This window comes from Rhizobium sp. J15 (assembly GCF_002531825.1).
In the GTDB taxonomy this organism is placed as follows: Bacteria; Pseudomonadota; Alphaproteobacteria; order Rhizobiales; family Rhizobiaceae; genus Rhizobium.
In genome coordinates this window covers 64,429-89,301 of record NZ_NWSX01000013.1, presented here as the reverse complement: position 1 = coordinate 89,301, position 24,873 = coordinate 64,429, and the positions used below count along the sequence as shown (strand labels likewise).

The 24,873-nt window shown below is 61.6% G+C and carries 25 protein-coding genes; 11 read left to right on the top strand and 14 right to left on the bottom strand.

Going from position 1 to position 24,873, the window contains the following annotated elements; translation table 11 throughout:
* Window positions 1-201 precede the first annotated feature (201 nt).
* Window positions 202-2,058 carry an ABC transporter ATP-binding protein gene (locus tag CO670_RS14075; protein WP_097590794.1) on the top strand — a complete coding sequence of 619 codons (1,857 nt, stop codon included), beginning with the start codon at window positions 202-204 and terminating at the stop codon, window positions 2,056-2,058.
* Window positions 2,059-2,153: 95 nt separating this feature from the next.
* Window positions 2,154-2,423 (top strand): ribbon-helix-helix domain-containing protein, encoded by a 270-nt coding sequence (locus tag CO670_RS14070; protein ID WP_097590793.1) that lies wholly within the window; start codon window positions 2,154-2,156, stop codon window positions 2,421-2,423.
* A gap of 344 nt (window positions 2,424-2,767) precedes the next feature.
* Here the strand turns inward: CO670_RS14070 and CO670_RS14060 are convergent, their stop codons facing one another.
* A complete protein-coding gene (locus CO670_RS14060; RefSeq protein ID WP_097590792.1) occupies window positions 2,768-2,998 on the bottom strand; it encodes a CopG family transcriptional regulator in 231 nt (76 codons plus the stop codon).
* A 162-nt stretch (window positions 2,999-3,160) separates the two neighbouring features.
* On the opposite strand from CO670_RS14060, the gene CO670_RS14055 reads away from it, so the two are divergent.
* Window positions 3,161-5,074, top strand: coding sequence for an ABC transporter ATP-binding protein (locus CO670_RS14055; RefSeq protein WP_097590791.1), 1,914 nt, complete (start codon window positions 3,161-3,163; stop codon window positions 5,072-5,074).
* Here CO670_RS14055 and CO670_RS14050 read toward each other — a convergent pair.
* Window positions 5,030-5,962 (bottom strand): endonuclease/exonuclease/phosphatase family protein, encoded by a 933-nt coding sequence (locus CO670_RS14050; protein WP_097590790.1) that lies wholly within the window; start codon window positions 5,960-5,962, stop codon window positions 5,030-5,032. The two genes, CO670_RS14055 and CO670_RS14050, sit on opposite strands and share 45 nt — an antisense overlap.
* Before the next feature lie 286 nt (window positions 5,963-6,248).
* Here CO670_RS14050 and petA point away from each other — a divergent pair, with 286 nt between their 5' ends.
* The 4 genes from petA (at window position 6,249) to CO670_RS14030 (ending at window position 9,686) form a co-directional block, all read left to right on the top strand.
* Window positions 6,249-6,827 carry a ubiquinol-cytochrome c reductase iron-sulfur subunit gene (petA, locus tag CO670_RS14045; protein WP_097590789.1) on the top strand — a complete coding sequence of 193 codons (579 nt, stop codon included), beginning with the start codon at window positions 6,249-6,251 and terminating at the stop codon, window positions 6,825-6,827.
* 14 nt (window positions 6,828-6,841) lie between these two features.
* The gene (locus CO670_RS14040) at window positions 6,842-8,122 is read left to right on the top strand and encodes a cytochrome b N-terminal domain-containing protein (protein ID WP_097590788.1); all 1,281 of its coding nucleotides are present in this window, start codon (window positions 6,842-6,844) and stop codon (window positions 8,120-8,122) included.
* 25 nt (window positions 8,123-8,147) lie between these two features.
* Window positions 8,148-9,029 carry a cytochrome c1 gene (locus CO670_RS14035; RefSeq protein ID WP_097590787.1) on the top strand — a complete coding sequence of 294 codons (882 nt, stop codon included), beginning with the start codon at window positions 8,148-8,150 and terminating at the stop codon, window positions 9,027-9,029.
* Window positions 9,030-9,143: 114 nt separating this feature from the next.
* Window positions 9,144-9,686: an adenine phosphoribosyltransferase gene (locus CO670_RS14030; protein WP_097590786.1), complete on the top strand. Its 543-nt coding sequence runs from the start codon at window positions 9,144-9,146 to the stop codon at window positions 9,684-9,686.
* Between the two features lie 17 nt (window positions 9,687-9,703).
* Here the strand turns inward: CO670_RS14030 and CO670_RS14025 are convergent, their stop codons facing one another.
* Window positions 9,704-10,171: a MaoC family dehydratase gene (locus CO670_RS14025; RefSeq protein WP_097590785.1), complete on the bottom strand. Its 468-nt coding sequence runs from the start codon at window positions 10,169-10,171 to the stop codon at window positions 9,704-9,706.
* Complete coding sequence (locus CO670_RS14020; RefSeq protein WP_097590784.1) at window positions 10,168-10,659, bottom strand: MaoC family dehydratase; 492 nt, start codon at window positions 10,657-10,659, stop codon at window positions 10,168-10,170. Before CO670_RS14020 ends, CO670_RS14025 begins: the two co-directional genes overlap by 4 nt.
* A gap of 193 nt (window positions 10,660-10,852) precedes the next feature.
* On the opposite strand from CO670_RS14020, the gene CO670_RS14015 reads away from it, so the two are divergent.
* On the top strand, window positions 10,853-11,932 hold the full coding sequence (locus tag CO670_RS14015; RefSeq protein ID WP_097590783.1) for a hypothetical protein: 1,080 nt from the start codon (window positions 10,853-10,855) through the stop codon (window positions 11,930-11,932).
* 19 nt (window positions 11,933-11,951) lie between these two features.
* On the opposite strand, the gene ychF is transcribed toward CO670_RS14015, so the two are convergent.
* Window positions 11,952-13,055: a redox-regulated ATPase YchF gene (gene ychF / locus CO670_RS14010; protein WP_097590782.1), complete on the bottom strand. Its 1,104-nt coding sequence runs from the start codon at window positions 13,053-13,055 to the stop codon at window positions 11,952-11,954.
* Between the two features lie 330 nt (window positions 13,056-13,385).
* Between ychF and clpS the strand changes: the two genes are divergently transcribed.
* Window positions 13,386-13,697, top strand: a complete 312-nt coding sequence (gene clpS, locus CO670_RS14005) for an ATP-dependent Clp protease adapter ClpS (protein ID WP_097590844.1) — start codon at window positions 13,386-13,388, stop codon at window positions 13,695-13,697.
* Window positions 13,698-13,703: 6 nt separating this feature from the next.
* Here the strand turns inward: clpS and CO670_RS14000 are convergent, their stop codons facing one another.
* The 5 genes from CO670_RS14000 to CO670_RS13980 all read right to left on the bottom strand — a co-directional run bounded on the left by CO670_RS14000 (window position 13,704) and on the right by CO670_RS13980 (window position 18,899).
* Complete coding sequence (locus tag CO670_RS14000; RefSeq protein WP_097590843.1) at window positions 13,704-14,123, bottom strand: GNAT family N-acetyltransferase; 420 nt, start codon at window positions 14,121-14,123, stop codon at window positions 13,704-13,706.
* Window positions 14,124-14,157: 34 nt separating this feature from the next.
* On the bottom strand, window positions 14,158-14,889 hold the full coding sequence (gene pth / locus CO670_RS13995) for an aminoacyl-tRNA hydrolase (protein ID WP_097590781.1): 732 nt from the start codon (window positions 14,887-14,889) through the stop codon (window positions 14,158-14,160).
* 93 nt (window positions 14,890-14,982) lie between these two features.
* A complete protein-coding gene (locus tag CO670_RS13990) occupies window positions 14,983-15,708 on the bottom strand; it encodes a transporter substrate-binding domain-containing protein (RefSeq protein WP_097590780.1) in 726 nt (241 codons plus the stop codon).
* Window positions 15,709-15,731: 23 nt separating this feature from the next.
* The gene (locus CO670_RS13985; RefSeq protein ID WP_097590779.1) at window positions 15,732-18,083 is read right to left on the bottom strand and encodes an EAL domain-containing protein; all 2,352 of its coding nucleotides are present in this window, start codon (window positions 18,081-18,083) and stop codon (window positions 15,732-15,734) included.
* A 207-nt stretch (window positions 18,084-18,290) separates the two neighbouring features.
* Window positions 18,291-18,899 (bottom strand): 50S ribosomal protein L25/general stress protein Ctc, encoded by a 609-nt coding sequence (locus CO670_RS13980; protein ID WP_097590778.1) that lies wholly within the window; start codon window positions 18,897-18,899, stop codon window positions 18,291-18,293.
* Window positions 18,900-19,247: 348 nt separating this feature from the next.
* Here CO670_RS13980 and CO670_RS13975 point away from each other — a divergent pair, with 348 nt between their 5' ends.
* A complete protein-coding gene (locus CO670_RS13975) occupies window positions 19,248-20,711 on the top strand; it encodes a hypothetical protein (protein ID WP_097590777.1) in 1,464 nt (487 codons plus the stop codon).
* A gap of 51 nt (window positions 20,712-20,762) precedes the next feature.
* Window positions 20,763-20,897: a hypothetical protein gene (locus tag CO670_RS33640; RefSeq protein ID WP_280951344.1), complete on the top strand. Its 135-nt coding sequence runs from the start codon at window positions 20,763-20,765 to the stop codon at window positions 20,895-20,897.
* Between the two features lie 83 nt (window positions 20,898-20,980).
* Here CO670_RS33640 and CO670_RS13965 read toward each other — a convergent pair whose 3' ends face one another.
* From CO670_RS13965 to pgeF, 4 genes are all read right to left on the bottom strand, one after another.
* A complete protein-coding gene (locus CO670_RS13965) occupies window positions 20,981-21,913 on the bottom strand; it encodes a ribose-phosphate pyrophosphokinase (protein WP_088673086.1) in 933 nt (310 codons plus the stop codon).
* 94 nt (window positions 21,914-22,007) lie between these two features.
* A complete protein-coding gene (locus CO670_RS13960) occupies window positions 22,008-22,820 on the bottom strand; it encodes a hypothetical protein (RefSeq protein WP_097590776.1) in 813 nt (270 codons plus the stop codon).
* Between the two features lie 93 nt (window positions 22,821-22,913).
* A complete protein-coding gene (locus CO670_RS13955) occupies window positions 22,914-24,065 on the bottom strand; it encodes a Xaa-Pro peptidase family protein (RefSeq protein ID WP_097590775.1) in 1,152 nt (383 codons plus the stop codon).
* A 5-nt stretch (window positions 24,066-24,070) separates the two neighbouring features.
* Window positions 24,071-24,865, bottom strand: a complete 795-nt coding sequence (gene pgeF / locus CO670_RS13950) for a peptidoglycan editing factor PgeF (RefSeq protein ID WP_097590774.1) — start codon at window positions 24,863-24,865, stop codon at window positions 24,071-24,073.
* Window positions 24,866-24,873: the final 8 nt, after the last annotated feature.

Sequence of the window (24,873 nt, the reverse complement as noted above, 5' to 3'; positions counted from 1 at the left end):
TCATTATGCGCTTTCCCGTCGTGATGCCGATCAAGGCGACATGGCGCCGCTAGAGCGGGCTTCTTTCTAAAACTTCCCTTTTGATCCATTGTGCGGCTGTTTCAGCCTCGCCCCTTGAACGTTCGGTTCCCATATGTGCTTGCATGGCGCCCAGATGGCGCGAGGCCGGGAGCCGAAACGCTGACGTTTCGGAGCACTTTCATGTTTGGCTGGTTCGAACAGCGACTCAATCCCTTTCCGAGCGAGGAGCCCGTGGCCCCGCCGAAAGGCCTCTTTGCCTTCTGCTGGCATTACAGCAAGCCGGCAGCACCCTGGCTTGGCCTGATGGCCGTGCTGACGGCGTCGATCGCCGTCGGCGAAGTGGCGCTCTTCCAGTTCCTCGGCGACATCGTCGACTGGTTGACCAATGCCGATCGGGCCACGTTCATCGAGACGGAAGGCCACAAGCTGTTCTGGATGGGGGCGCTGGTGCTTGTGGGCTTGCCGCTGGCGGCCGGGCTCGATTCCCTCATCATGCACCAGATTCTGCTCGGCAATTACCCGATGATGGCGCGCTGGCAGATGCACCGCTTCCTGCTGCGCCACAGCATGACATTCTTCGCCAACGAGTTTGCCGGGCGTGTTGCGACCAAGGTGATGCAGACCTCGCTTGCCGTGCGCGAAACGGTCATGAAGATCCTCGACGTCTTCGTCTACGTCGTCAGCTATTTCCTGACGATGATCATCGTGATTGCGGCGGCCGACTGGCGGCTGATGATCCCGATCCTCGTCTGGCTTGCTATCTATGTCGGCATCGTCTCCTATTTCGTGCCGCGGCTTCGCAAGATCGCGGCGATGCAGGCGGATGCGCGCTCGATGATGACGGGCCGAGTGGTCGACAGCTATACGAATATCGCGACCGTCAAGCTGTTTTCGCATGCGGGCCGCGAGGAGGTCTATGCCAGGGAGGGCATGGACGAGTTCCTGCAGACCGTGCACAAGCAGATGCGCAAGGTGACGCTCTTCCATATCAGCGTCTATCTGAACAACTGCGTGGCGCTCTTCGTCGTCTCGGGCCTGTCGATCTGGTTCTGGTTGAATGGTGCGATTTCGGTCGGCGCCATCGCCATCGCCATCGGCCTTGCCATGCGCGTCAACGGCATGTCGCAATGGATCATGTGGGAAGTCTCGGCGCTGTTCGAGAATATCGGCACGGTCTATGACGGCATGGAGATGATGAGCAAGCAGCACGACATCATCGACAAGCCGGGCGCCCCCGCGATGACGGCGAAGAAGGGTGCGATCCATTACGACCGCATCCGCTTCCACTACGGCAAGAGCAAAGGCGTCATCGACAACCTGTCGCTCGACATCAAGGCCGGCGAGAAGGTGGGCCTGGTCGGCCGCTCCGGCGCCGGCAAGACGACGCTGATGAACCTGCTGCTGCGCTTCTATGACCTGGAGGCCGGCCGCATCACCATCGACGGGCAGGATATATCAGGCGTCTCGCAGGAGAGCCTGCGCTCGCTGATCGGCGTGGTGACGCAGGATACCTCGCTGCTGCATCGCTCGATCCGCGACAACATCGCCTATGGTCGGCCGGAGGCGACCGATGCCGAGGTGATCGAAGCCGCAAAACGCGCCAATGCCTGGGAGTTCATCGAGGGGCTCTCCGACATGCAGGGGCGCCAGGGGCTTGACGCCCAGGTCGGCGAGCGCGGCGTCAAGCTCTCCGGCGGCCAGCGTCAGCGCATCGCGATCGCCCGCGTCTTCCTGAAGGACGCGCCGATCCTGGTGCTCGACGAGGCGACCTCGGCGCTCGATTCGGAAGTCGAGGCAGCGATCCAGGAAAACCTCTTCGCCCTGATGGAGGGCAAGACGGTAATCGCGATTGCCCACCGGCTGTCGACGCTGACCGAGATGGACCGGCTGATCGTGCTCGACAAGGGGCGGATCATCGAGGCCGGCTCGCACGGCGAACTGATCGAGAGCGGCGGCATCTACGCCGACCTCTGGAACCGCCAGTCGGGCGGCTTCCTCTCCGATCACGCCGAAGAGGCGGAAGAGGCGGCGGAATAAGATGAGGCCCTCCCGGCGAGAGCGGGAGGGCTTCTTAACAGTTGAGAACAGTTAAGAAAATATGTTATCTTGCTGAACTCAACGAGGATTTTCTCATGGCGACCGTGACAATCTCATTGCCTGATAGCTTAAAGGCATTTGTCGAAAGCCAAATGGCCAGCAAAGGCTATGGCAACGTCAGCGAATATTTCCGCGGTCTCGTTCGTGATGCGCAGGAGCGCGAAAACGAGGCGCGGCTCGAGGCCTTGCTGCTTGAAGGTTTAGCATCAGGCAATGCCATCGAGGCAACGCCCGCATTCTGGAGCGATCTCAGAAAAGAGGCCGCGCAGTTGCTGGTTGCGCAAAGCAAGAAGAAATCGCCGTGAAGCTTGCTATCAAGCCGGCCGCTCGGGAAGATATTCTCTCGCAGTTTTCTTATCTTGTGGAGCATGGCGGCGAGGATCTCGGTCAGCGATTCCTGCTTGCCGCGGAGCAGTCCTTCACGCGTCTTCTGGAACATCCGAATTCCGGCACGCGAAGACATTCGCCAATTCGAATTTGGCCGGCGTAAGATCGTGGCCCGTACAGGGTTTCGAGGATATTCGCGCCTATTATATTTTAGAAAATGAAGTGGTTACGATCTTGCGTGTCCTGCACGGGCGCCGGGATATTATCGGCATTCTTGGCGGGAATTGACATCCCCGGCAATGATGCCGCGCCATCCGTTATTTCAAAGACTATCAGCCCAGTCGATCACGCGGTCGTGTTCGACGACGACGATGGTGTTGGCGGCGGCGAGCGTGCGCAAAGTGGCGATGCGGCGGCGCTCCTCGGTGTCGAGCCAGGCGGCGATGGCCTCGATGACGATCTGGTCGCGCGGCAGGGCGAGGTCGAGCGCCAGGGCATCCAGCCTTGCTGCAAGCGGAAGCGGAATATGCGCATCGAGCATTTTCGTTTCCATGAGCCTTCCCTCCGGTGAAGCGCGATCGTATCGTCAGATTGTGACGGGTTCGGGAGCATTCAATGGCGATGCCGCCGATGTTATCGTTTATTACCAAAATATAAGGTTGCGTCCGCTCTTCATTCCCTTTGCCCCTTCTCGCAATCCGCCTATATCGCTTCCATGTTCCTGCGCCCCATTCTACGCCTGTTCGAAACCTGGATCGATCCGTTTCGTCCACGCGCCAAACTCCAGCCGCCGCGCACAACGCTCGGCTTCATCTGGTTCTATATCGGCCAGGCGAAGATGCCGTTCATCGCCATGCTCATTCTCGGCGGCGCATCGGCGGCGATCGAGGCCGCGCTCTTCTGGTTCGTCGGGCGCCTGGTCGATATCCTCGCCAGCACCACGCCCGGCGCCGGCTGGAGCGGTCTTCTGGCGGCCCATGGCGGCGAGCTGTTCGGCATGCTCGCTCTCATTGGCGTCGCGCGTTTCGTCGTCGCCTTCCTGATCGCGCTCGTCGATCAGCAGGTGATTACGCCCGGCTTCTACAATCTAGCACGCTGGCAATCCTATCTCCATGTCTCCCGGCAATCATTGTCGTTCTTTCAGAGCGATTTCTCCGGACGCATCGTCACCAAGGTCTGGTCGGCAGGGCAGGCGACCGGCGATCTCGTCACCTCGCTGATGGAAAGCGTCTGGTTCGTCGGCATTTATGCCGCAACGACGCTCGCGCTCGTCGCCCGGCTGGATTTTTCGCTCGCCGCCGTCGTGCTGTTCTGGCTCATCGCCTTCGGTTTCCTGGCTCGCCATTTCGTCCCGCGCATCCGTTATCATTCCCGCGAAACGGCGGAAGCCGGATCGATGCTGAACGGGCGCATGGTCGATTCCTACAGCAACATGCAGACGCTGAAGCTCTTTGCGCGCGACGAGGAGAGCGACCGCTACATGCGGCAGGGCTTCGACATCTACCAGGATACGGTGCTGCGCTTCACGCGGTTCATCACCGGGGTAAGGGCGTCCATGGCGCTGCTTTCCGGCCTGATGATCGTGACGATGGCGGGTCTCAGCGTCGATCTCTGGCTGCGCGGGCTGGTGAGCTCGGGCGCGGTGGCATTCTCGCTGGCGCTGGTGCTGAGGCTGAATTTCCTGCTCGGCCGGCTGATGACGCAGTTTAACGGCATCATGCGCAATCTCGGCACCATCCAGAATGCCGCGGAGCTGATTTCCCAGCCGCTCGGGCTCGTCGACCGGCCCGACGCGAAGACGCTGGTGATCCGCCAGCCCGGCATTCGCTTCGACAATGTTTCCTTCCATTACGGGCAGGGCCACCTGCCGGTCGTCGAGAATTTCTCGCTGACCATCCGCCCCGGCGAAAAGGTCGGCATCGTCGGCCGTTCGGGCGCGGGCAAATCGACGCTGATGAACCTGCTGCTGCGCCTCTACGACATCCAGGAGGGCCACATCCTTGTCGACGGGCAGGATATATCGGCCGTCACGCAGGAATCGCTGAGGACGCAGATCAGCGTCGTCAGCCAGGACACCTCGCTGCTGCACCGTTCGGTGCGTGACAATATCCTCTTCGGGCGGCCGGATGCCGGCGAGGAGCGGCTGATCGAGGCGGCCAAGCGCGCCGAAGCCATCGACTTCATCTCCCGCCTGCAGGATCAGCAGGGCCGCAAAGGCTTCGATGCGCATGTCGGCGAGCGCGGCGTCAAGCTTTCGGGCGGGCAGCGGCAGCGCATCGCCATTGCCCGCGTCATGCTGAAGGACGCGCCGATCCTGGTTCTCGACGAAGCGACCTCGGCACTCGATTCGGAAGTGGAAGAAGCGATCCAGTCCAACCTCCATCGGATCATGGAGGGCAAGACGGTGCTGGCGATCGCCCACCGGCTGTCGACGATCGCTGCGCTCGACCGGCTGATCGTCGTCGATCTCGGCCGAATCATCGAGGAGGGCAGCCATGGCGAGCTGCTTCGCCGGGGCGGCCTCTATGCCGAACTCTGGGCGCGCCAGTCCGGCGGCTTCCTCGCCGCCGATGAGGATCAGGGCTCAGGGATCGACGACGAATTCCGCCACGAGGCCAAAATGATTTGATCCGAAGCTGTTCTCGATGCGGCGGACCGATTTCAGCCGCAGGGGCGCTTTGCTGAAGATATGATCGATCGGAATGCCGAAGGGGCCGGCTGCGATCGGCCATGTCGCGGGTTCCAGCAACACCGTGCCCAGGCCCTGGCTGCGCATGAGATACTGCACGTCGGGCGCCAGGATCGAGGTGTTGAAATCACCGGCGAGCACAAGCGGTCCCGGCAGGGAGGGAATAACCTCGGCGAGATCTGCAATTTCCAGGCCGTGGAACTCGTCGTAATAAGGCTTGGTCAGGTGCGCGGCGAGAAAATTGACCTTCCGGCCGTCGAAATCGATCGTCGAGATCGTCAGCCGGTTGCGCCAGAGGAGCCCGAGATTGCGGATCCGGGGCTCGATCAGCGGGCGCTTCGACAGCACGAGCGTATCGCATTGCTCCATGCCGATGCCGCAGCCGACGTAATAAGGGTAGGTCTTCAGGAGCCGCGGCAGTTCGGACAGCAGCGGCTCGGCTTCCAATATGTTGACGACGTCGGCACCCGAGGCGAGGACCATGTCGGCAATGGCCGCGCCGTTTGCGAAATTATCGTTTTCAATGTTGAAGGACATCAGCCGGAAGAGGGCCGGGCGGCTCTCGTCGACGGCGGGTTCGACGAATTCGCGCGCCATGACGATGCCATGGACGGCAAGGACCAGCGATACGGCGAGCGTCAGCAGCGCATACCAGTGCCGCTTGACGAGGAGGGCCGCAACGGAGGCGGCCGCTGCGGCCACAGCGAGATGGACCTGGAAGCTGTAAAAGAAGGAAAGCAGATAGAAATTCGTGACGTAGCGCAGCGAGACGATGGCGAGGACGAGCGTGGTCAGCACGCTGAATACGCAGAAAATCGTGTCTCTCATTCGCTTCGGTCCGGCTCGCTGGCTTGGCTGCCGATGCGCCTATCACGCCGGCTTTTTTGTTGCAATGCAGCATAATCGCGAGCTGGTATTTGCCTTAAAAAATTCCTCCGAAATTTCCCGCGACATTGTGCCCTCATCCCCTTGTCAAGGCTGGACATAATTTGCGATCAAGCTTAGAACGCGCCGGATTGCCGGGGAATCTATGGCCGAATTGTGTCCAGAGAGATTCGTTGGTAGAGGGGGCAGGGCGGAATTCCGCGATAATTGCGCAGAGGATGGTTAAGCCGTGAGCGAACACGAAACGACAAGCGAGGCTTCGACAGAGCCCACTCGCCGTGATTTCCTTTATCTCACCACTGGTATGGCTGGTGCCGTCGGCGCCGCTGCGGTTGCGTGGCCGTTCATCGATCAGATGCGCCCGGACGCGTCGACGCTGGCGCTGGCTTCCATCGAAGTGGATGTCGCAAGCCTCGAGCCCGGCATGTCCTTGACGGTGAAATGGCGCGGCAAGCCGATCTTCATCCGCAACCGCACGCCCGAGGAAGTCAAGGCGGCAGCCGATGTGCCGCTGTCGGACCTCAAGGATCCGGTGGCCCGCAATGCAAACCTTCCTGCCGAGGCTCAGGCAACGGGCGTCGACCGCTCGGGCGGCGAAGGCAAGGAAAACTGGATCGTCATGATCGGCACCTGCACCCATCTCGGCTGCGTCCCGCTCGGCCAGGCCGGCGAATACAATGGTTGGTTCTGTCCCTGCCATGGCTCGGTCTACGATACGGCCGGCCGCATCCGGAAGGGTCCCGCGCCTGAGAACCTGGCGATTCCGACCTTTTCATTTGTGTCCGATACCAAAATCAAGATCGGTTGAGGGGAGACTGATTCATGAGTGGCCATTCCAGCTACGAACCATCAACCGGCTTCGAAAAATGGGTCGATGCGCGCCTGCCGCTGCCGCGCATGGTCTATGACAGCTTCGTGGCATATCCGGTTCCGAGAAACCTGAACTATGCCTATACCTTCGGCGCCATGCTCTCCGTCATGCTGGTCGTGCAGATCCTGACGGGCATCGTGCTCGCCATGCATTACGCCGCCGACACCATGATCGCCTTCAACTCCGTTGAAAAGATCATGCGCGACGTCAACCACGGCTGGCTGCTGCGCTACATGCATGCCAACGGCGCATCCTTCTTCTTCGTCGCCGTCTACCTGCACATCGCCCGTGGCCTCTATTACGGTTCCTACAAGGCGCCGCGCGAAATCCTCTGGATCCTCGGCGTCGTCATCTACCTGCTGATGATGGCGACCGGCTTCATGGGCTACGTTCTGCCCTGGGGCCAGATGTCCTTCTGGGGCGCGACCGTCATCACCGGCTTCTTCTCGGCCTTCCCGATGATCGGCGAATCGCTCCAGCAGTTCCTGCTCGGCGGTTTTGCCGTCGAACAGCCGACGCTGAACCGGTTCTTCTCGCTGCACTACCTGCTGCCCTTCATGATCGCCGGCGTCGTCGTCCTTCACATCTGGGCGCTGCACGTCACCGGCCAGACGAACCCGACGGGCGTCGAGGTCAAGACCAAGACGGATACCGTGCGCTTCACGCCCTATGCGACGATGAAGGATGCGCTCGGCGTTTCGGTCTTCCTGCTGGTCTACGCCTATTTCGTCTTCTACATGCCGAACTTCCTCGGCCATGCCGACAACTACATCCCGGCCGACCCGTTGAAGACGCCGGCCCACATCGTTCCGGAATGGTACTTCCTGCCGTTCTACGCGATGCTGCGTTCGATCACCTTCAACATCGGCCCGATCGACTCCAAGCTCGGCGGCGTGCTCGTCATGTTCGGCGCGATCATCGTGCTGTTCTTCCTGCCCTGGCTCGATACCTCCAAGGTTCGCTCCGCGGTCTACCGTCCCTGGTACAAGCTGTTCTATTGGCTGTTCGTGATCAACGCGATCATCCTCGGCTGGCTCGGCTCTCAGCCGGCGGAAGGGAGCTTCGTCATCATCTCGCAGATCTGCACGCTCCTCTACTTCGCCTTCTTCCTGGTTGCCATGCCGGTGCTCGGCCTCGTAGAGACGCCGCGCCGCATCCCGAACTCGATCACCGAAGCGGTGCTCGAGAAGCGCAACAAGACAGCTGCCGCCAGTGCAGCGGCCAATGCGTAAGCGCGCGACGGAAGGGAACAGAAACATGAAAACGCTTGTTGCAAGCATTCTCTCGCTCGCTCTCGTGGCCGGTCTCAGCAGCGCTGTCCTGGCCGAGGAGGCGCCCGCCGAAGGTGCGGCTCCGGCCCATCACGCGGAAGGTGAGACGCCGCATTATCCGTTGAAGCATCCGAAGGAGGAGGAGTGGTCTTTCGCCGGTCCGTTCGGCCACTATGACAAGGGCCAGCTCCAGCGCGGCCTCAAGGTCTACACGGAGGTCTGTGCAGCCTGTCACTCGATGAAGCTCGTGCCTTTCCGCATGCTCGGCGAACTCGGCTATTCCGACGCGCAGGTGAAGGCCTTCGCTGCGAATTACGAGGTCCAGGATGGTCCCAACGCGAGCGGCGAGATGTTTACCCGCAAGGCGGTGCCTTCCGATTACTTCCCGTCGCCTTTCCCGAATGCCGAAGCTGCGGCTGCGTCCAACAATGGCGCGGCTCCGCCCGATTTCTCGCTGATCGCCAAGGCCCGCGCCGTTACCCGCGGCTTCCCGCAATTCGTTTTCGACATCTTCACCCAGTATCAGGAAAGCGGCCCGGATTATATCCATGCACTGCTGACCGGCTATGAAGAGCCGCCGGCGGGTTTCCAGGTGCCACAGGGTGGACATTATAACCCTTATTTCAATGCTGCCGCCGTCCTCGCAATGCCGAAGCCGCTCTCCGATGGTCAGGTGACCTATGACGATGGCGCGCCGGCGACCGTCGACCAGTATTCCAGGGATGTCTCCGCCTTCCTGATGTGGGCTGCCGAGCCGCATCTCGAAGAGCGCAAGCGCACCGGCTTCATGGTCATGGTCTTCCTGGCGATCTTTACGGTGCTGATCTACCTGACGAAGCGCTCGGTCTACGCCAACAAGGAACATTGAGCGCTTTCCGATCGACATTCAAAAGGCGGCCTTGGGCCGCCTTTTTTGTTGGTTACGCCCCGGGCAGTTGATAGGGTGCGCTAAGTTTCATGCCCTCGCAGATATGGACTTTCCATGGACAATACGACTTCGGAGCTTGCAGCCAGCATCCGCTCCATTCCCGATTACCCCAAGCCCGGTATCATCTTCCGTGACATCACCACGCTGCTCGGCAACCCGCGCGCTTTCCGCCGGGCGGTCGACGAACTGGTGCAGCCCTATGCGGGCACGAAGATCGACAAGATCGCCGGCATGGAGGCACGCGGCTTCATTCTCGGCGGGGCAGTGGCGCACCAGCTTTCCTCGGGCTTCGTGCCGATCCGCAAGAAGGGCAAGCTGCCGCACGATACCGTGCGCATCGCCTACAGCCTGGAATATGGCGTCGACGAGATGGAGATGCATCGCGATGCGATCCAGCCCGGCGAGAAGGTGATCCTGGTCGACGACCTGATCGCCACCGGCGGCACGGCGGTCGGGGCAACGAAGCTTTTGCGCCAGATCGGCGCGGAGGTGGTCGGCGCCTGCTTCGTCATCGACCTGCCGGATCTCGGCGGCCGTCGGAAGCTGGAAGAGCTCGGCGTCAAGGTGCACACGCTGGTCGAATTCTCCGGGCACTGAGCCCGATTCCGAGGGCGTCAGTCGAATTCCAGGACGCCGCTTTCAAAGCGCATGACGGGATCGCCGTTCTGATTGACGCCTTCGCACAGAATGGTGTTGAGGTGCCAGCCCGGCCGCGACGCGAGCGGCCGGCTGGAGAGGAGGGCGACGGAATAGGTCACGACGTCGCCGACGAAGACCGGCCGCAACCATTGCAGCTTCTGGAAACCGGGAGAGGGGCCGAGGTTCGGCGCCGTCTGACCCTTTTCAGCGAGCGCAATCCTCTGCCTTTCCCAAAAGGCGAGGAAGGTCTTCATCCAGGCGGCCGTGGTGTGCCAGCCGGAGGCGCAGAGCCCGCCGAAGAGCGTGTCTTTCGCGGCTTCCTTGTCGATGTGAAAACGCTGCGGATCGTAGCGGGTGGCAAAATGGAGGATGTTTTCCTCGGTGAAGGCATAGCTGCCGATCTCGGCCTTCTCGCCGACGGCGTAAAGTTCGGACATTCTCATGCCGGCCGCTCCGAGCTTATGTCGCTCTCTTCCGAAGGGGGACGCATGCGGATCATGACCGAATTCTCCGAGAGGCAGACGAGTTCGCCGCGCTGATTTTCCAGGACGTGGCGGAATTTCGCGATGCCCATGCCGGGGCGCGAGCGCATCGGCCGCGCTTCGAGCACGGTCGAGTGACCCTGCAGCGTATCGCCTGAAAGCACCGGCTTTCGCCATTCCATGAGATCGATGCCAGGCGCACCCTCGCAAAACGCGTTCAGGATGTAGCTGTCGGCCATCATGCGCATCAGCATCGCAGACGTGTGCCAGCCGGAGGCGGCAAGCCCGCCAAGGATACTGGCGCGGCCGGCGGCCTCGTCGATATGCATCGGCTGCGGGTCGAATTCCCTGGCGAATTCGATGATTTCCTCGGCAAGCACCAGCTTCGGGCCGAGGGGGAAGCGACGGCCGGGCTCGAAATCCTCGAAGGCAAGCTTTTCTTCCGGCATTCGCTCCTCCGCATATGCAGCGCCTAGAACAGGATGATTTTAGGCCGACTCGACCTAAAGATCTGAATCCCGTTCTACATTAAAGAGTTAGGGCATGATGTCGCCCGAAAACCGCTCACACTTTTCGGCATCATGCTCTAGTGCTTACAATAGCATTCAAGCGGGCTCAATGATTCCGGGGAGAGAAACCGGCATGACTGATCTGAGGTCGATACTCGACGAGGCGGCGCGCCAGGGGCTGATTTCACCGGAGGCGGGCGGACGGCTTCTGCCCTTCCTGACCGAGCGCGGCGTGGCGGTTATCGAGCCGCGGCCGGTAGCCGCGGACGGACCGGCCTGGTCGGACACGGAGACGCCGCGCTTCGTGCGCGGGTTTCACGACGTGCTGATCACCATCGGCGTCATCGTGGGGCTTTGCGGGCTGTGGGGACTGTCGGCGCTTTATGCCGTGCCGGTTGCCATCATCGTGCTTTCGGAAATTCTGGTGCGCCGCCAGCGGCTCGCTTTGCCGGCGGTCAGCCTGACGATCGCACTGTTCTGCTGGATATGTCTGCTGATGTCCCAGTTCTTCCCGCCGTGGACGCCGAACGCTCAATCCTTCGGAGCGGAGGCGACGCAGTTCGTCGCCGGCTTCCCGGTCATTCTCGGCGCCTATTACGCCCGCTACCGCGTGCCGCTGTCGCTGGCGCTCTCCATCATGTCGGCGCTTGCCTTCGTCCTCACCCTGCTTCTGCGGCTGGTGCAATGGGCAAGCGGCAATCCGGCGTTTTTCCTCGATCATCCCGCCGTTCTGGCACTGGTTGGGCTGATCTGCGCACTCGGACTGTTTGGGCTGGCGCTCTATTTCGATCTCGGCGACCGGCTGCGGCGGACGACCCGTTCGGATATCGCTTTCTGGCTGCATCTCGGGGCGGCGCCGGCGCTGCTCTACAGCACCGTTTCCCTGCTGTCGTTCGGCGCAGATGTCCGTATCTTCGACGTCGCGAACATGTCGTCGCGGACACCCGTGGTCGTCGCGACGGTGGCGGCGCTGATGCTGATCGGTCTCGTCATCGACCGTCGCGCCTTCGTGACCTCGGGGCTGCTGTCTCTCGGCGTCGCGATCTTCAGCGTCTTCCGGCAGGGAAGCGCCACGGTCGACACTTATATTTTCACGACGCTGATTATCGTCGGCGCGATCGTATTGATCATCGGCACCGGCTGGATGCCGCTTCGGCGGCAGGTGCTGCGCGCACTGCCGCCGGCAATCGCAAACAGGCTGCCGCCGGGCTGAGGCGGCAGCGCTCGTTTATTCAGGTGTTGAAGCGGAAGTGGATGACGTCGCCGTCCTGGACGACATATTCCTTGCCTTCGTCGCGCGCCTTGCCGGCATCCTTGGCGCCGACTTCGCCGTTGTACTTGATGTAGTCGTCATAGGCGATGGTGTTGGCGCGGATGAAGCCGCGCTCGAAATCCGAATGGATGACGCCGGCCGCCTGCGGGGCCTTGGTGCCGCGCTCGATCGTCCAGGCGCGCGTCTCCTTCGGGCCGACGGTGAAATAAGTGATGAGGTCGAGCAGCTTGTAACCGGCGCGGATCAGCCGGTCGAGACCCGCCTCGTCGAGGCCGAGGGCGGAGAGGAATTCCTTGGCTTCCTCTTCGGCAAGCTGCGCGACCTCGGCTTCGATCGCCGCTGAGATGATGACGGTTTCAGCACCCTGTTCCCTCGCCATGGCGGCGACGGCTGCGGTGAACTCGTTGCCGGTGGAGGCGTCGCTTTCGGCGACGTTGCAGACATAGAGCACCGGATGCGAGGTGAGCAGGTTGAGGCCCTTGAGGATGACGATTTCATCGGCGGCAAGCGTCGACAGCAGCGTGCGCACCGGCTTGCCCTCGTTGAGCAGCTTCAGCGAAGCTTCCATGATCGGCAGCATCGCCATCGAATCCTTGTCCTTGCCGGTGGCGCGCTTGCGCGTCTGCTCGGTGCGGCGCTCCAGGCTTTCGAGGTCGGCAAGCATCAGCTCGGTTTCGATCGTCTCGGCATCGGCGACCGGATTGATGCGCCCCTCGACGTGGGTGATGTCGCTGTCTTCGAAGCAGCGAAGCACATGCACGATGGCATCGACTTCGCGGATATTGGCGAGGAACTGGTTGCCGAGGCCTTCACCCTTCGAGGCGCCGCGCACCAGGCCGGCGATATCGACGAAGGAGATGCGGGTCGGGATCAGTTCCTTCGACTTGGCGATGTCGGCGAGCTTGCGCATGCGCGGATCGGGCACGGCGACTTCGCCGGTGTTCGGCTCGATGGTGCAGAAGGGATAATTGGCCGCCTGTGCGGCCGCCGTCTTGGTGAGCGCGTTGAAGAGGGTCGATTTGCCGACGTTCGGCAGACCGACGATGCCGCATTTGAAGCCCATGGCTAAAACCTGCTGTTCTTGAATTTGTTGCTGGTGCCTATGGGATAAAGGAGCAATGTGGTCAAGTCTTAGCGAGCTTTTAACGTTGCTCACTTGCCCAAGGAACGGTGCCGGCCTATTTTCGAGGGTGATCGCGGTTTCGATGTATTGCGGATTTCGTCATATGCACGGTCGCTGTTGCCGGCCGCAATGACATCCGGCTTCAACTCGGACCGCCAATTCCCTCTCGATCGAGGCCGGCAGCCACGGCGCACCGTCGAAAATTCGTCATCGATAATGATTAGTTGTTTTGAAGGTTCCTGACCATGTCATCAACGGGTGGATTTTCCGATGAGTGACAATGACGTTGCCCTGAAACAGAAGACCAAGGTGAAGCCGAAGCTGGACAAGCCGAAGCTCTACAAGGTCATTCTCGTCAATGACGATTATACGCCGCGCGAATTCGTCATCGTGATCCTGAAAGTCGTCTTCCGCATGAGCGAGGAGACTGGCTATCGGGTGATGATGACGGCGCACAAGCTCGGGTCCTGCGTGGTCGTGGTCTGCGCCAAGGACATTGCCGAGACCAAGGCCAAGGAAGGCATCGACCTGGCCAAGGAGATGGGCTTTCCGCTGATGTTCACCACCGAGCCCGAGGAATAGCTGCGCTCAGGGCCGGCGGATCTGATAGCCGGTCTTGTCCTGCAGGAAACCGCAATTCTCGTAGAAACGCAGCGTCGCCGGGTTTTTCGAGCCGGTGAGCAGCATCACCTTATAGCAGCCGGCCTTCCAGGCCTCTTCCACCGCGTGGCCGATGACGGCGCCGGCATAGCCGCGCTGACGATGGTCGGCATGGGTGACGACATTCTCAAGCAGCGCGTAAGAGGCGCCGCCCCGCGTCAGGTTCGGTATGATGATCAGCGTGACGGTGGCGGCGGCGAGGGTGCCGGCAAAGCCGATGAATACGGTCATGCCCGGCTGGGCGAGGATGGCGGAAAAGCGTTCCTCGGCCGTGGCGCCTTCGAGAGCAGGATCGGCCGAGTTGAGATGCTGGTAAAGGGTAATCAGACCCCCGAGGTCGTGGGCCATCGCGGGACGGATGACGAGATTGTCCGGCACCGGCCTATTCCCCCTTGTTGCCGAACATCTTCTTCAGCATCTCGGCCATGGGGCCGGTGGCCGGCAGCTTCGGCTGGTTGTTGTTGCGGGCCTGGCGGATATGCGACTGGCCGGCCGGCTTTTTCTCGCCGTCCTTGCTCTCCTTGCGCGGCTTCTCCTCCTCGGCCTTGCCGCCGAGCGCCAGCGCGATCTTGTTCATCAACTGCGAATCCTCGTTCCGCACCAGCATGTCGGCATTGTCGGCCAGCGTATCGAGAAGCGGTTCGAGCCAGGCCTTGTCGGCCTTGGCGAAATCGCCGAGCACGTGGTTCTGCACCATTTCCTTGACGCCGGGATGGCCGATGCCGAGGCGCAGCCGCCGGTATTCCTTGCCGCAATGGGCGTCCAGCGACTTGATGCCATTGTGGCCGCCATGGCCGCCGCCGGTCTTCAGCCGTGCCTTGCCAGCGGGAAGGTCGAGTTCGTCATAGATCGCGACGAGATCGGCCGGCTGGAGCTTGTAGAAGCGTATCGCCTCGCCGACGGCCTCGCCGGAGAGGTTCATGTAGGTCTGCGGCTTGATCAGCAGCACCTTCTGGCCGCCAAGCTCGCCTTCGGCGATTTCAGCCTTGAACTTCTTCGACCAGGGCGAAAAGCTGTGGCGCCGATAGATGGCGTCGACGGCCATGAAGCCGATATTGTGGCGGTTGCCGGCGTATTTGCCGCCGGGATTGCCGAGACCTGCGATGATCAGCATGGCCTGTCATTCCTTGCTTGAGCTTGTCCTGCGTTCACCACCCGGAAACGGAAGCAAAGTCAAGCGGAAAGGCCAGCGGCCCGTCCGGCTGCGTCAGTCCGACAGGTTCATGCCGTATTTCAGGAAGATCTTTTTCTGGTCGCCGTCGGCGATCAGCTTGTCGAGCGCTGACTGCATCTTGGCGCGCAGATCGTCCGGAAAGCTCTTTTCGCAGGCAATGCCCATCGGCTGGGCCGAGAGGATGGTCACCATCTCCACCGGCTGGTCGGCCTTCAGCTTGTCGTAATAGAGTTCGGAGATCGGCATCATGTCGATGCGGCCGCTCAGCAGCTTGCGCAGCGTCGCGTTGAAATCGCTGGCGACATCGAGCTTGGGGAAGCCTTTCTCCTTCAGGATCGTCTCGGTATAATCCTCGCGCTGGGTGCCGACCGTATATTTCTTCGCCTCTTCCAGATTGCTGGCCGTAACGCCCGAGCCCTTGCGGGTGATCAGGATGTTGCGGTCGATGAGCAGCGGCTCGACCCATTTGAACAGCGGATCGCGCGCGCTGTTATGGGCGGTGGCGAAGACGCAGGTCATCGGCGCCGTGCGGGCGAGGCTGAAAGCGCGCGCCCAGGGCAACACCTCGATCGTGTAGTCGACGCCGATCGCGGCCATCACCTTTTCGACCTGCTCGACGGTCGCGCCCTTGATCTCCTTGCCTTCACGGTAGTTGAAGGGGGCGTAGTCCTCGGTCGTGAAGGACACGGTTTGCGCATGGGCGGCCCAGGGGGCGGCCAAGGGCAGCGCCAGGAAGGCGAGAAGCAGGAGCTTTTTCATCGTGTCATCTCCTTATTGTGCGATCACGAGGCGCGGGCGACTTCGGACTGTGATTCCACCAATTCCTCGATCAGTTTGGCTGCCTGCTGCGGACGGTGGAAAAGGTAGCCCTGGCCGTAATCAAGCCCCATCTGGTGAAGCGTGCGGCATTCCTCTTCGGTCTCGATGCCCTCGGCGATGACGGTGCAATTCATCTTGTGCGAGAGGGTGGTGATGCTCTCGATCAGCATGCGGCTCTTCTGGCGCACGTCGTTGTCGCCATCGTTGATCGCGCGGGTGAAGGACTGGTCGATCTTGATGATGTCGACCGGGAAACGGTTGAGGTAGCTGAGCGACGAGTAGCCGGTGCCGAAATCGTCGAGCGCGATGCGGTAGCCGAAGCGGCGCAGTTCGGTGACGATCATGCGGATCTGCGGATTGTCGTGCATCAGCACGGCTTCGGTGATCTCGACGACGATGCGCTCGGGGCGGATGCCGTGGCGATTGACGATGGCGGCAAGGCGGGCGGGCAGGGCAGGCTCGAATTGCAGCGGCGAGAAGTTGATGGCGAGGTAGCTGTCCTGCATCCCCGGGATGCGGGAAATCTTGGCGAGGTTGGCGATCGCCTTTTCCATGATGACGTTGCCGACGCGGACGATCTTTGCCGTCTCCTCTGCAACGTTGATGATCTCGGCCGGCGGCATCAGGCCCTTCTGCGGATGGTTGAGGCGCATCAGCGCCTCGAAGCCGGCAATGCTGCGGCCGTTCAGGTTGACGATCGGCTGCAGGAAGGCCTCGAACCAGTTCTCGGCGAGGCCGGCTTCGATGTTGGCCTCGATCTCGGCGCGGCTGCGGGCGCGGTCGAGCATGGCGTTGTCGAAGAGCTGCGAACCGTTCTTGCCGTCGCGCTTCTTGGCATACATCGCCATGTCGGATTTCTGCAGCAGTTCGGCGGCGGTCGCGGCGTGGCTGGGGTAGATGGCGATGCCGATCGACGCGCTCAGATGCATGTCGGGACCGAAGGGCGTTTCGAAGATCGAGGCGATCTGCTCGCACATCACTCTGGCGCGCTTCTCGGCGTCCTGGGCCGGCAGCAGGATGGCGAATTCATCGCCGCCGAGGCGGGCCGCCTCGTCAAAGGGAGCTAGATGCCGCTTCAGGCGTTCGACGAGCTCGATCAGCGCCAGGTCGCCGGCCGCATGGCCCATATTGTCGTTGATCCACTTGAAACGGTCGAGATCGACGAAGAGGCAGGCAAGTTCATGGCCGGCCGCATCGGCGGCGGCGATCTTGTTGTCGAGAACGGCTTCGAAGCCCTGGCGATTGAGCAGCCCGGTCAGATGGTCGGTGATCGCCTGGCGATGGTTGCGATCCTCGGACGCCTTGAGTTCCGTCACGTCGGTCATGACCGAGAGCGAGAGGCGGTCGTTCGCGCCGGTTTCCGCTTCCGCTTCCATGATGAGGACGTCCATGATCCGGCCGTCCATGCAGACGAACTTGACGGTGACGGCCATGCCGTTTTCCGCCTCGCGGCGCTTGACGAACTTCTCGCGGGTATTCGAAGTGACGAGATTGGCGAAGTTGCGGCCGATGACGGCGGCGCGCTGATAACCCGTGGCGAGCAGCCAATAGTCGCTGACGGCGGTGATGCGGTCTTCCTCGTCGAGCGAGAAGAGCATGGCGGGCGTCAGATTGTAGATGTCGGTGGCGCGGCGGTGGGCGAGCTTCAGCTCCTTCTCTTCACTTTCGAGCTTGGTCTGCATCTCGTTGAAGCTGCGGGCGAGCCGTCCCATCTCGTCGTTCGATTGCCAGTCGACATGATGGCGGGAGCCGAGCTGCCGGGTGGCCTCGATCGCGGCCGTCAGCCGCATCAGCGGCTGGATGACGAAGATGCGGTTGCCGATCAGCGCCGTGCCGAAAACGGTCAATACCGCGAAAATGAAGATCGAGATGAAAACGACCTCTTCCTGCTTCAGGCCGGAAAACAGGCCGAGCGCGGGATAATAGACGCTGATGCTGCCGAGGTTCTTCGGGCCGTCGACGGTATTGTAGATGATGGCGCGCGACACCTGCACGAGCTTGCCATCGAAGGAGCGCGGAATGGTGGACTGGCTGACGTCGAGCTGGCCCGACTGATCGCGCACTTCCACCTTGACGATTGCTCCCTGGGAAACGACCGTCGCGCTGATCTGGGTGACGCTGTCCTCGTCGAGGTCCCAGAGGGGTTTTGCCAGCGCCTGGGCATTGGCGACAAGAAGAACGGAGATGTGGTCGCGTATTTCCTTGTCGGCGCGTTCGGAGGAAAGAAAAAGGAAGAGAACAAAGAGGGGGGCGACGAAGACGAGCAGCGCTCCGCACACTATCGCAAAAAATCTGTTCTCAACGGAATTGTGCATGGTTCCGTCTACTCCCCCAGGACCGGCCCTATTTGCTGTCTCGCTTCAGGGCGGGCTTCTTCACAGCTGACGGAGCATGCTTCCACAAATTCCTTAAATGTTGCTGAAACGGCAACCTTTCCGGGCAACGAAAAGCCCGCCTTCCCAGTGAACTAGGGCTAGTTCACGGGAAGGCGGGCCGTATGCTTTACAAATTGGTCGAAGCGATCAGGCTTCGGCTTCGCCTTCTGCGACGCTCTCGTCGACGCCGGCAGCCGGAGCAACGATGGTGGCGATCGTGAAGTCGCGGTCGATGACCGTCGTAACGCCCTTCGGCAGGGTGACTTCCGAAATGTGGATGCTGTCGCCGATCTTCTTGCCGCTGAGGTCAACGTTGAAGAATTCCGGGATCGCATCGGCCGGGCAATGAACTTCGACCGAGTGACGTACGATGTTCAGAACGCCGCCGACCTTGAGGCCCTGGGACTTCGCTTCGTTGATGAAGTGAACCGGGATTTCGACGGTCACCTGGGTGTTGCCGGAGACGCGCAGGAAATCGACATGCAGGGTGAAGTCACGGACCGGATCGAGCTGGTAGTCCTTCGGCAAAACCTTGTACTTCTTGCCGTCGACTTCGATGGTCGCCACGGTGGTCATGAAGCCACCGGCGTGAATGCGCTTCGTCACCTCATTGGTGTTGAGAGCGATGGCAATGGGGGCCTGCTTGTCACCATAGATGACAGCGGGGATCAAACCGTTGCGGCGAAGTTCACGGGCGGACCCCTTACCAACCCGTTCGCGCGCCTCGGCCTTGAGCTCGTAAGTTTCCTGGCTCATGGCTATTCCTTTCGAGGTTATTTGGAGAGTCCGGCGGCTGGCAAAAGCCTTGTTCCGTCGAACCGGAGGCGGGTTTCCCCATCCTCATCCGCGTTGCCTCCAAGGGTGTCTACGCGGACCGGTGGCCTATATTATAAGTCGCCCGGAAACGCAAGTTGCGGATTTGGGGCGCTTCCGCCGCCGCATGAGCGGCAAATCGAAAAGACAAGCCTCATTGAAATCGTTCGCAATCCACGTCCGGTCAAGCGGCAAAATTGCCAATGGCTGCCGCTGCTTGGCTTGACATCGGCGCGCTTCGCATCTTTGGATGGCCGCAATCAAAAAAGCGGCTGAGGAGAAAAACAGACTATGCGTCTCAAACTTGTCACGGCAACGAGCTTGCTTGCCCTTTGCCTTTTCACCACGGCCGAAAGCGCGGAGATCAACCAGGACGGCGCCAATGCGGTCAAGGAGACTTTGACGAAGCTGCTGCCGGAGGAATTGGCGAAGAGCGGCCTGATAACCGTCAATCCGGCCGGCACGCGCTATGAGGTCATCTACGATCTGGCGAAGCTGCTTGCCAAAGCCGATCCGGCGACGCTCACGGTCAAAGGGCTGACGCCGTTCTCGATGTTCGCCACGCCTCTCGACAGCGGGCTCTGGAACATCGAAGGCGACAACAACTTCAACGTCTCCGGTCATTTCAAGGGCCCGGATCAGAAGCCGACGGATTTCACCTATTCCATCGCTTCGCTTGTTTATACCGGCGTCTTCGACCCGGCGATCAGCTATCTGCGCTCCGGCACCTTCGCGGCCAAGGACATCAAGATATCGAGCAAATCCGAAACCGAGGAGGTCCATGCCAGCATCGCCAGCATGGACCAGAAGCTGAGTTCGGCGGATAGCCCGGGCGGCAACGGACGCGTCGATTTTGTCGGAACCGCCTCGATGTCGGCTTTCGTCGAGCAGGTTTCCGGGCTGCAGACGCCGCCCGTTGAAATCCGTGCCGACTCGGTCGATGTCGAGGCCAAGGTGAACGGCCTGCCGGCAAAGCAGATTCGCGAGATGGTCTTCTTCGTTCTCGATCATCTCGACCAGGATCAATTGAGCCCGGAAGAGAGCGACAAGATAAAGGGAATAGTGAAGGACGCCTTCCCGCTTCTGACCTCCTTCAGCGAGACGATCGGGGTCAACAATCTGACCGTCAGCAGCGAGATGGGCAAGGGCGGCGCCAAGGCATTCGGCTACAATCTCGCCATCGACGGACCGAGCGATGCCGTACGTTTCGGCTTCGGTTTCAATGCGCAGGAGATCAGCCTCGACACCCCGCTGATGCCGGCAAACTACGCCACCTTCATGCCGACCGACTTCGATTTCCAGCTTGCTCTCCCCAATCTGGATTTCGCCAGCCTCGGCGACGCCCTCATGACATTTGATTTCAACGATAAGGCGCCTGAAAAGACCGGCGAGGAGATGGGCAAGAAGCTCTTCCGCGACGGCCTGCTTACGGTGGAGTTTCCGAAGATCAGCGCCAAGTCAGGCGTCTACGACGTCGATGTGACGGGCAAGATCGAAGGCCGGGTCGATACCGAGAAGGACTATTCGATGGAGGCGACGATCCTTGCGCGCGATCTCGACAAGACGATCGCCGCGGTTCAGGAGCTTGCCAAGACCGATCCCGACCTCAACCAGGTCTCCTTCGGCATCATGATGGTGAAGGGTTTCGCCAAGACCGATCCGGACGGCCGCTCGCGCTGGGACATCAGCATCGGCCGCGACGGCGCCATTTCCGTCAACGGTCAGGTGGTCAAGGAAGCGGATCCGCAGCCGTAATCCTGCCGGACGGTTATAGAGCTTCGCGCGGCGTCGAAGCGGCGTTCGGTAGTGTCGATCGCCGCATCGTCGACCGAGGGCGAACTTGCAGCGCTCGACGCTGCGACCAAGCCGGCGCCGGTCTATCCGAACTGGTTCATCGACAATCTCGTCGATCAACAGCAGAAGACCGTTTTCAGCCGCTGAGCCGAGAATATCGCAATTGAAAAAGCCGTCCGCATATCATGCGGACGGCTTTTCATTGGAAATTGCGTGTCGGCCAGGCCTTATCAGTCGAAGAGGCTGGAGACGGATTCTTCCTGGCTCGTGCGGCTGATGGCTTCGCCGATCAGCGGGGCGGTCGTCACGACGCGGATATTATGGGCGGACTGCACGGCCGTCGTCGGCTGGATCGAGTCGGTGATAACGAGCTCGCGCAGCTTGGACGAGGTGACGCGGGTGACGGCGCCGCCGGAAAGCACGCCGTGGGTGATGTAGGCGGTGACGCTGGAAGCGCCCTGGGCGAGCAGCGCATCGGCCGCGTTGCAGAGCGTGCCGCCGGAATCGACGATATCGTCGATCAGCAGACAGTCCTTGCCGGTGACGTCGCCGATGATGTTCATGACTTCGGATTCACCCGGCCGATCGCGACGCTTGTCGACGATCGACAGAAGACAGTCGAGCCGCTTGGCAAGCGCACGGGCGCGAACGACGCCGCCGACATCGGGCGAGACGACCATGACGTTGCTGAGGTCATAGTGGCTCTTGATGTCGCGCGTCAGGACCGGCAGCGCGTAGAGATTATCTGTGGGGATATCGAAGAAGCCCTGGATCTGCCCGGCATGGAGATCGAGCGTCATGACGCGGTCGGCGCCGGCTTCGGTGATGAGGTTTGCAACCAGCTTGGCCGAGATCGGGGTGCGGCCGGAGGCGCGGCGATCCTGACGGGCATAACCGAAATAAGGAAGCACGGCCGTGATGCGGCGGGCTGAGGATCGGCGCATGGCGTCGATCATGATCAGCAGTTCCATCAGATGGTCATTGGCAGGAAAGGACGTGGGCTGGACGAGGAAAACATCCTCGCCGCGAACGTTTTCCTGGACCTCGACGAAGATTTCCTGATCGGCAAACCTTCGGACACTGGCTTTCCCCAAGGGAACATTGAGATAGGTGCAGATCGCTTCGGCGAGTTGCCGGTTCGAATTGCCTGCGAAAACCTTCATGTTGGTCCGCCTGTTATGCGCTGATAGCCGCGCTTTTTAGTCAGCTTCCCCGTGAATGCAAGGGCAGACTTTCATATTTGCAAAAAGTTTGTGACTAACCGCCCTGAGTCTGCCGCCAGGAGGTGAATTCCGCGATGGTTTTCGAGCCGATCTGCTGCATCATCGAGGCCGGGACGCCCGCCCAGGGGTCGGCCGCGGCCGTCGGCACGCTTTCCTGTCCCTGGATGCGGTGCAGCCGGGCGCCGCCATTGTCGAGAATGTCCCAGACATAGACGACGGTGACCTTGCCGTCATCGCTGAAGGCGGAGAGATAGCCTTTGAGGATATAGTCGCTGCTGGCGTCGTTCGAGCTCTTGATGGAAAGCCCATGCGAGCGCGCCTCGGCGCCAAGCTGGCGCGAAAGCGGGGTCACCGCCTGAACCGGCGCGCCGATGATCGGCAGGAAGCGGACGGTGTTGCCGCGGGCGGACGAAACCCCGGGATCGAGGGCGGCGGTCTGCCGCGGCTGCTGCGGCTCGGCCGGCGGAGCGGCGGGCTCGCCGCCGCTTGCCGGTGGCGGCAGCGATTGTCCCTCGATCGGGGTGGAGGCGGCTGGTGAGGAGCCGCTCCTCGACAAGGCGTCGGCCTGCTCCTGCATCGTCGTTGGAGGCGCGCCGGAACCGGGCCGGTAGGTCCGCTGCGTTTGGTCGTAGGCTGGGTGATAGCCGCTCTGCTGCGTATTCGCGGCGAATGCCGGCTGGCGGGTACCGGCCAGACCCTCGGCCTCGCTCTGCGTCACCGGGCTCGACGTTGCCGGTCCCGAGGAATCGCCGATATCGACCTGCGGTGTCAGCGCATCGGTCGTGTTGCAGGCGGTCAGCTGAGCCATGACGAAGAGGAGCGTGGGCACAATCGCAGCTCGCGTCATCCCTTGGTCCGTCCTTCCCATATTCACGTCAGCCCCGCCCGAATTTATGCGGGCGGGGATGGTCCTCTGTCAATTCCGGATTCTCACCGGGCTTCAGAGGCCGATGAAATCGAGCGGATGGCGCGACAGTGTCTGCGGCGCATCAGCCGTCGTCAGATAGGTCTGGCCGAGCGTCATGGCCGTGCCCGTGTCGGAATCGGCGATGATCATGTGCACGAAGAGCGACATGTTCGGCTCGATCGGCTGCGGATTGCCGACGTGGAACATCTGATGCTCCATCCAGGAGGGGGAGAAGCGGGCGCCGAGCGAGTAACCGCAGGCGTTCAGCCGGTGGCGGGCGAGGCCGCGCTCGTCCATGATGCGGGCATGCATGTCGAACACGTCGCCGAACGTATGGCCGGGCTTCAGCACGGTCTCGATCGCCTCGATGGTTTCGCGGCAGGCATTGTAGAGTTCGCGATGGCGCTGCTTCGGCTCGCCGATGACGATCGTGCGCATCATGGCGGCGTGGTAATGCGCGTAAGCGCCAGCCCATTCGAGCGTCAGCTGGTCGTTGGCGTCGAGCTTGCGGCGGCCGGCCTTGTAGCGGCAGAGCAGGGCGTCGGCAGCGGAGCCGATGATGAACTCGTTGGCGGGATAGTCGCCGCCGCCGGAAAAGATCGCGCCCTGCATGGCGGCGAGGATATCGGCCTCGTCGGCGCCGGGCTTCGTCAGCCGCAGCGCGGCATCGAGCGCATCGTCGGCGAGAGCGGCGGCGCGCTCGACATAGGCGATCTCCGTCGGGCTCTTGACGAGCCGCAGCCGGCTGACGAGGTAGGACGCATCGACGATCTGGCCGAAGGTGGTCAGCTGCGCGTCGAGCAGGCGGGCAACGCGGCCGGTCATGCCGTGCGTGTCATATTCGACGCCGATGCGGGCGCCGAGCAGGTCCATGTCGACCAGCAGGTTCTTCAGGTCGAGCGTCGGATCGGCGTTGACCCTGTCGACCCAGATGTGGACGTCGTCGAGGATCGAGGTGTGCTTGGCCTGGCGAAGATCGGCCGAGCGGGTGATCAGCGCCATGGTGCCGTCGCTCTTGACGATCAAAGTCTGGAAGAAGCAGTAGCCGAAGGTGTCGTAGCCGGTCAGCCAGTACATGCTTTCCTGGGCGAAGAGCAGCAGGGCGTCGAGCTTTTCTTCCTTCATCTTCTCGGTGAGGCGGGCAAGCCGGCTTGCGTACTCGGCCTTTTCGAAGTGCAATGCCATTCTGCTCAAATCTCCCTGATTGATATCGCTGAAATCTGGCGGCCGTAATCCGGCTCTTTGCGATGCGTCGTCCGGCGATAGGAAAAGAAGCGTTCGCTATCCGGATAGGTGCAGAGGCCGAGGCTCTCGGCGCGCACGCCGGCCTGCCTCAACCGCTCGACGGTCAGCGCCGGCAGATCGAACATGGCGTGGCCGGGCGTTGCCGAAGGCGCGAAGAAGCGCTGGTAATCCGGGTTCTCGGCGACGAAGCGTTCGACGAATTCCGGGCCGACCTCGTAACTCGCCTGGCTGATCGATGGGCCGAGGCAGGCAACGATATTGCCGCGCTCGGCGCCCAGCGCTTCCATGGCGGCGACGGTATTTTCGAGCACGCCGGTCAGCGCGCCTTTCCAGCCGGCATGGGCGGCGCCGATGACGCGATTGCCCGGATCGGCAAAAAGGATCGGTCCGCAATCGGCGGCGAGCACGCCGAGCACGATGCCCGGGGTGGCCGTGACCATCGCATCCGCCTCGGGGCGGGCGCCGTCGTAATCGGCACCGATCGTCACGACATCGGGAGAATGGACCTGATGCACGGTCGCCAGCCGCTCCAGCGGCAGGCCGAACCAGGCGGCGACGCGGCGGCGATTTTCCATGACATTGCCGCGCTCGTCGCTGGAGCCGAGGCCGACATTGAGGCCGCGATAGATCCCTTCGGAAACGCCGCCGGCGCGGGTGAAGTAACCGTGGCGGATCGTGTTGCCCGTCGCTTCGTTCAGCAGCGCGCTTTCGATCGGTGCGGGAGAGGCCGCGTCCTGCATCTGTGATT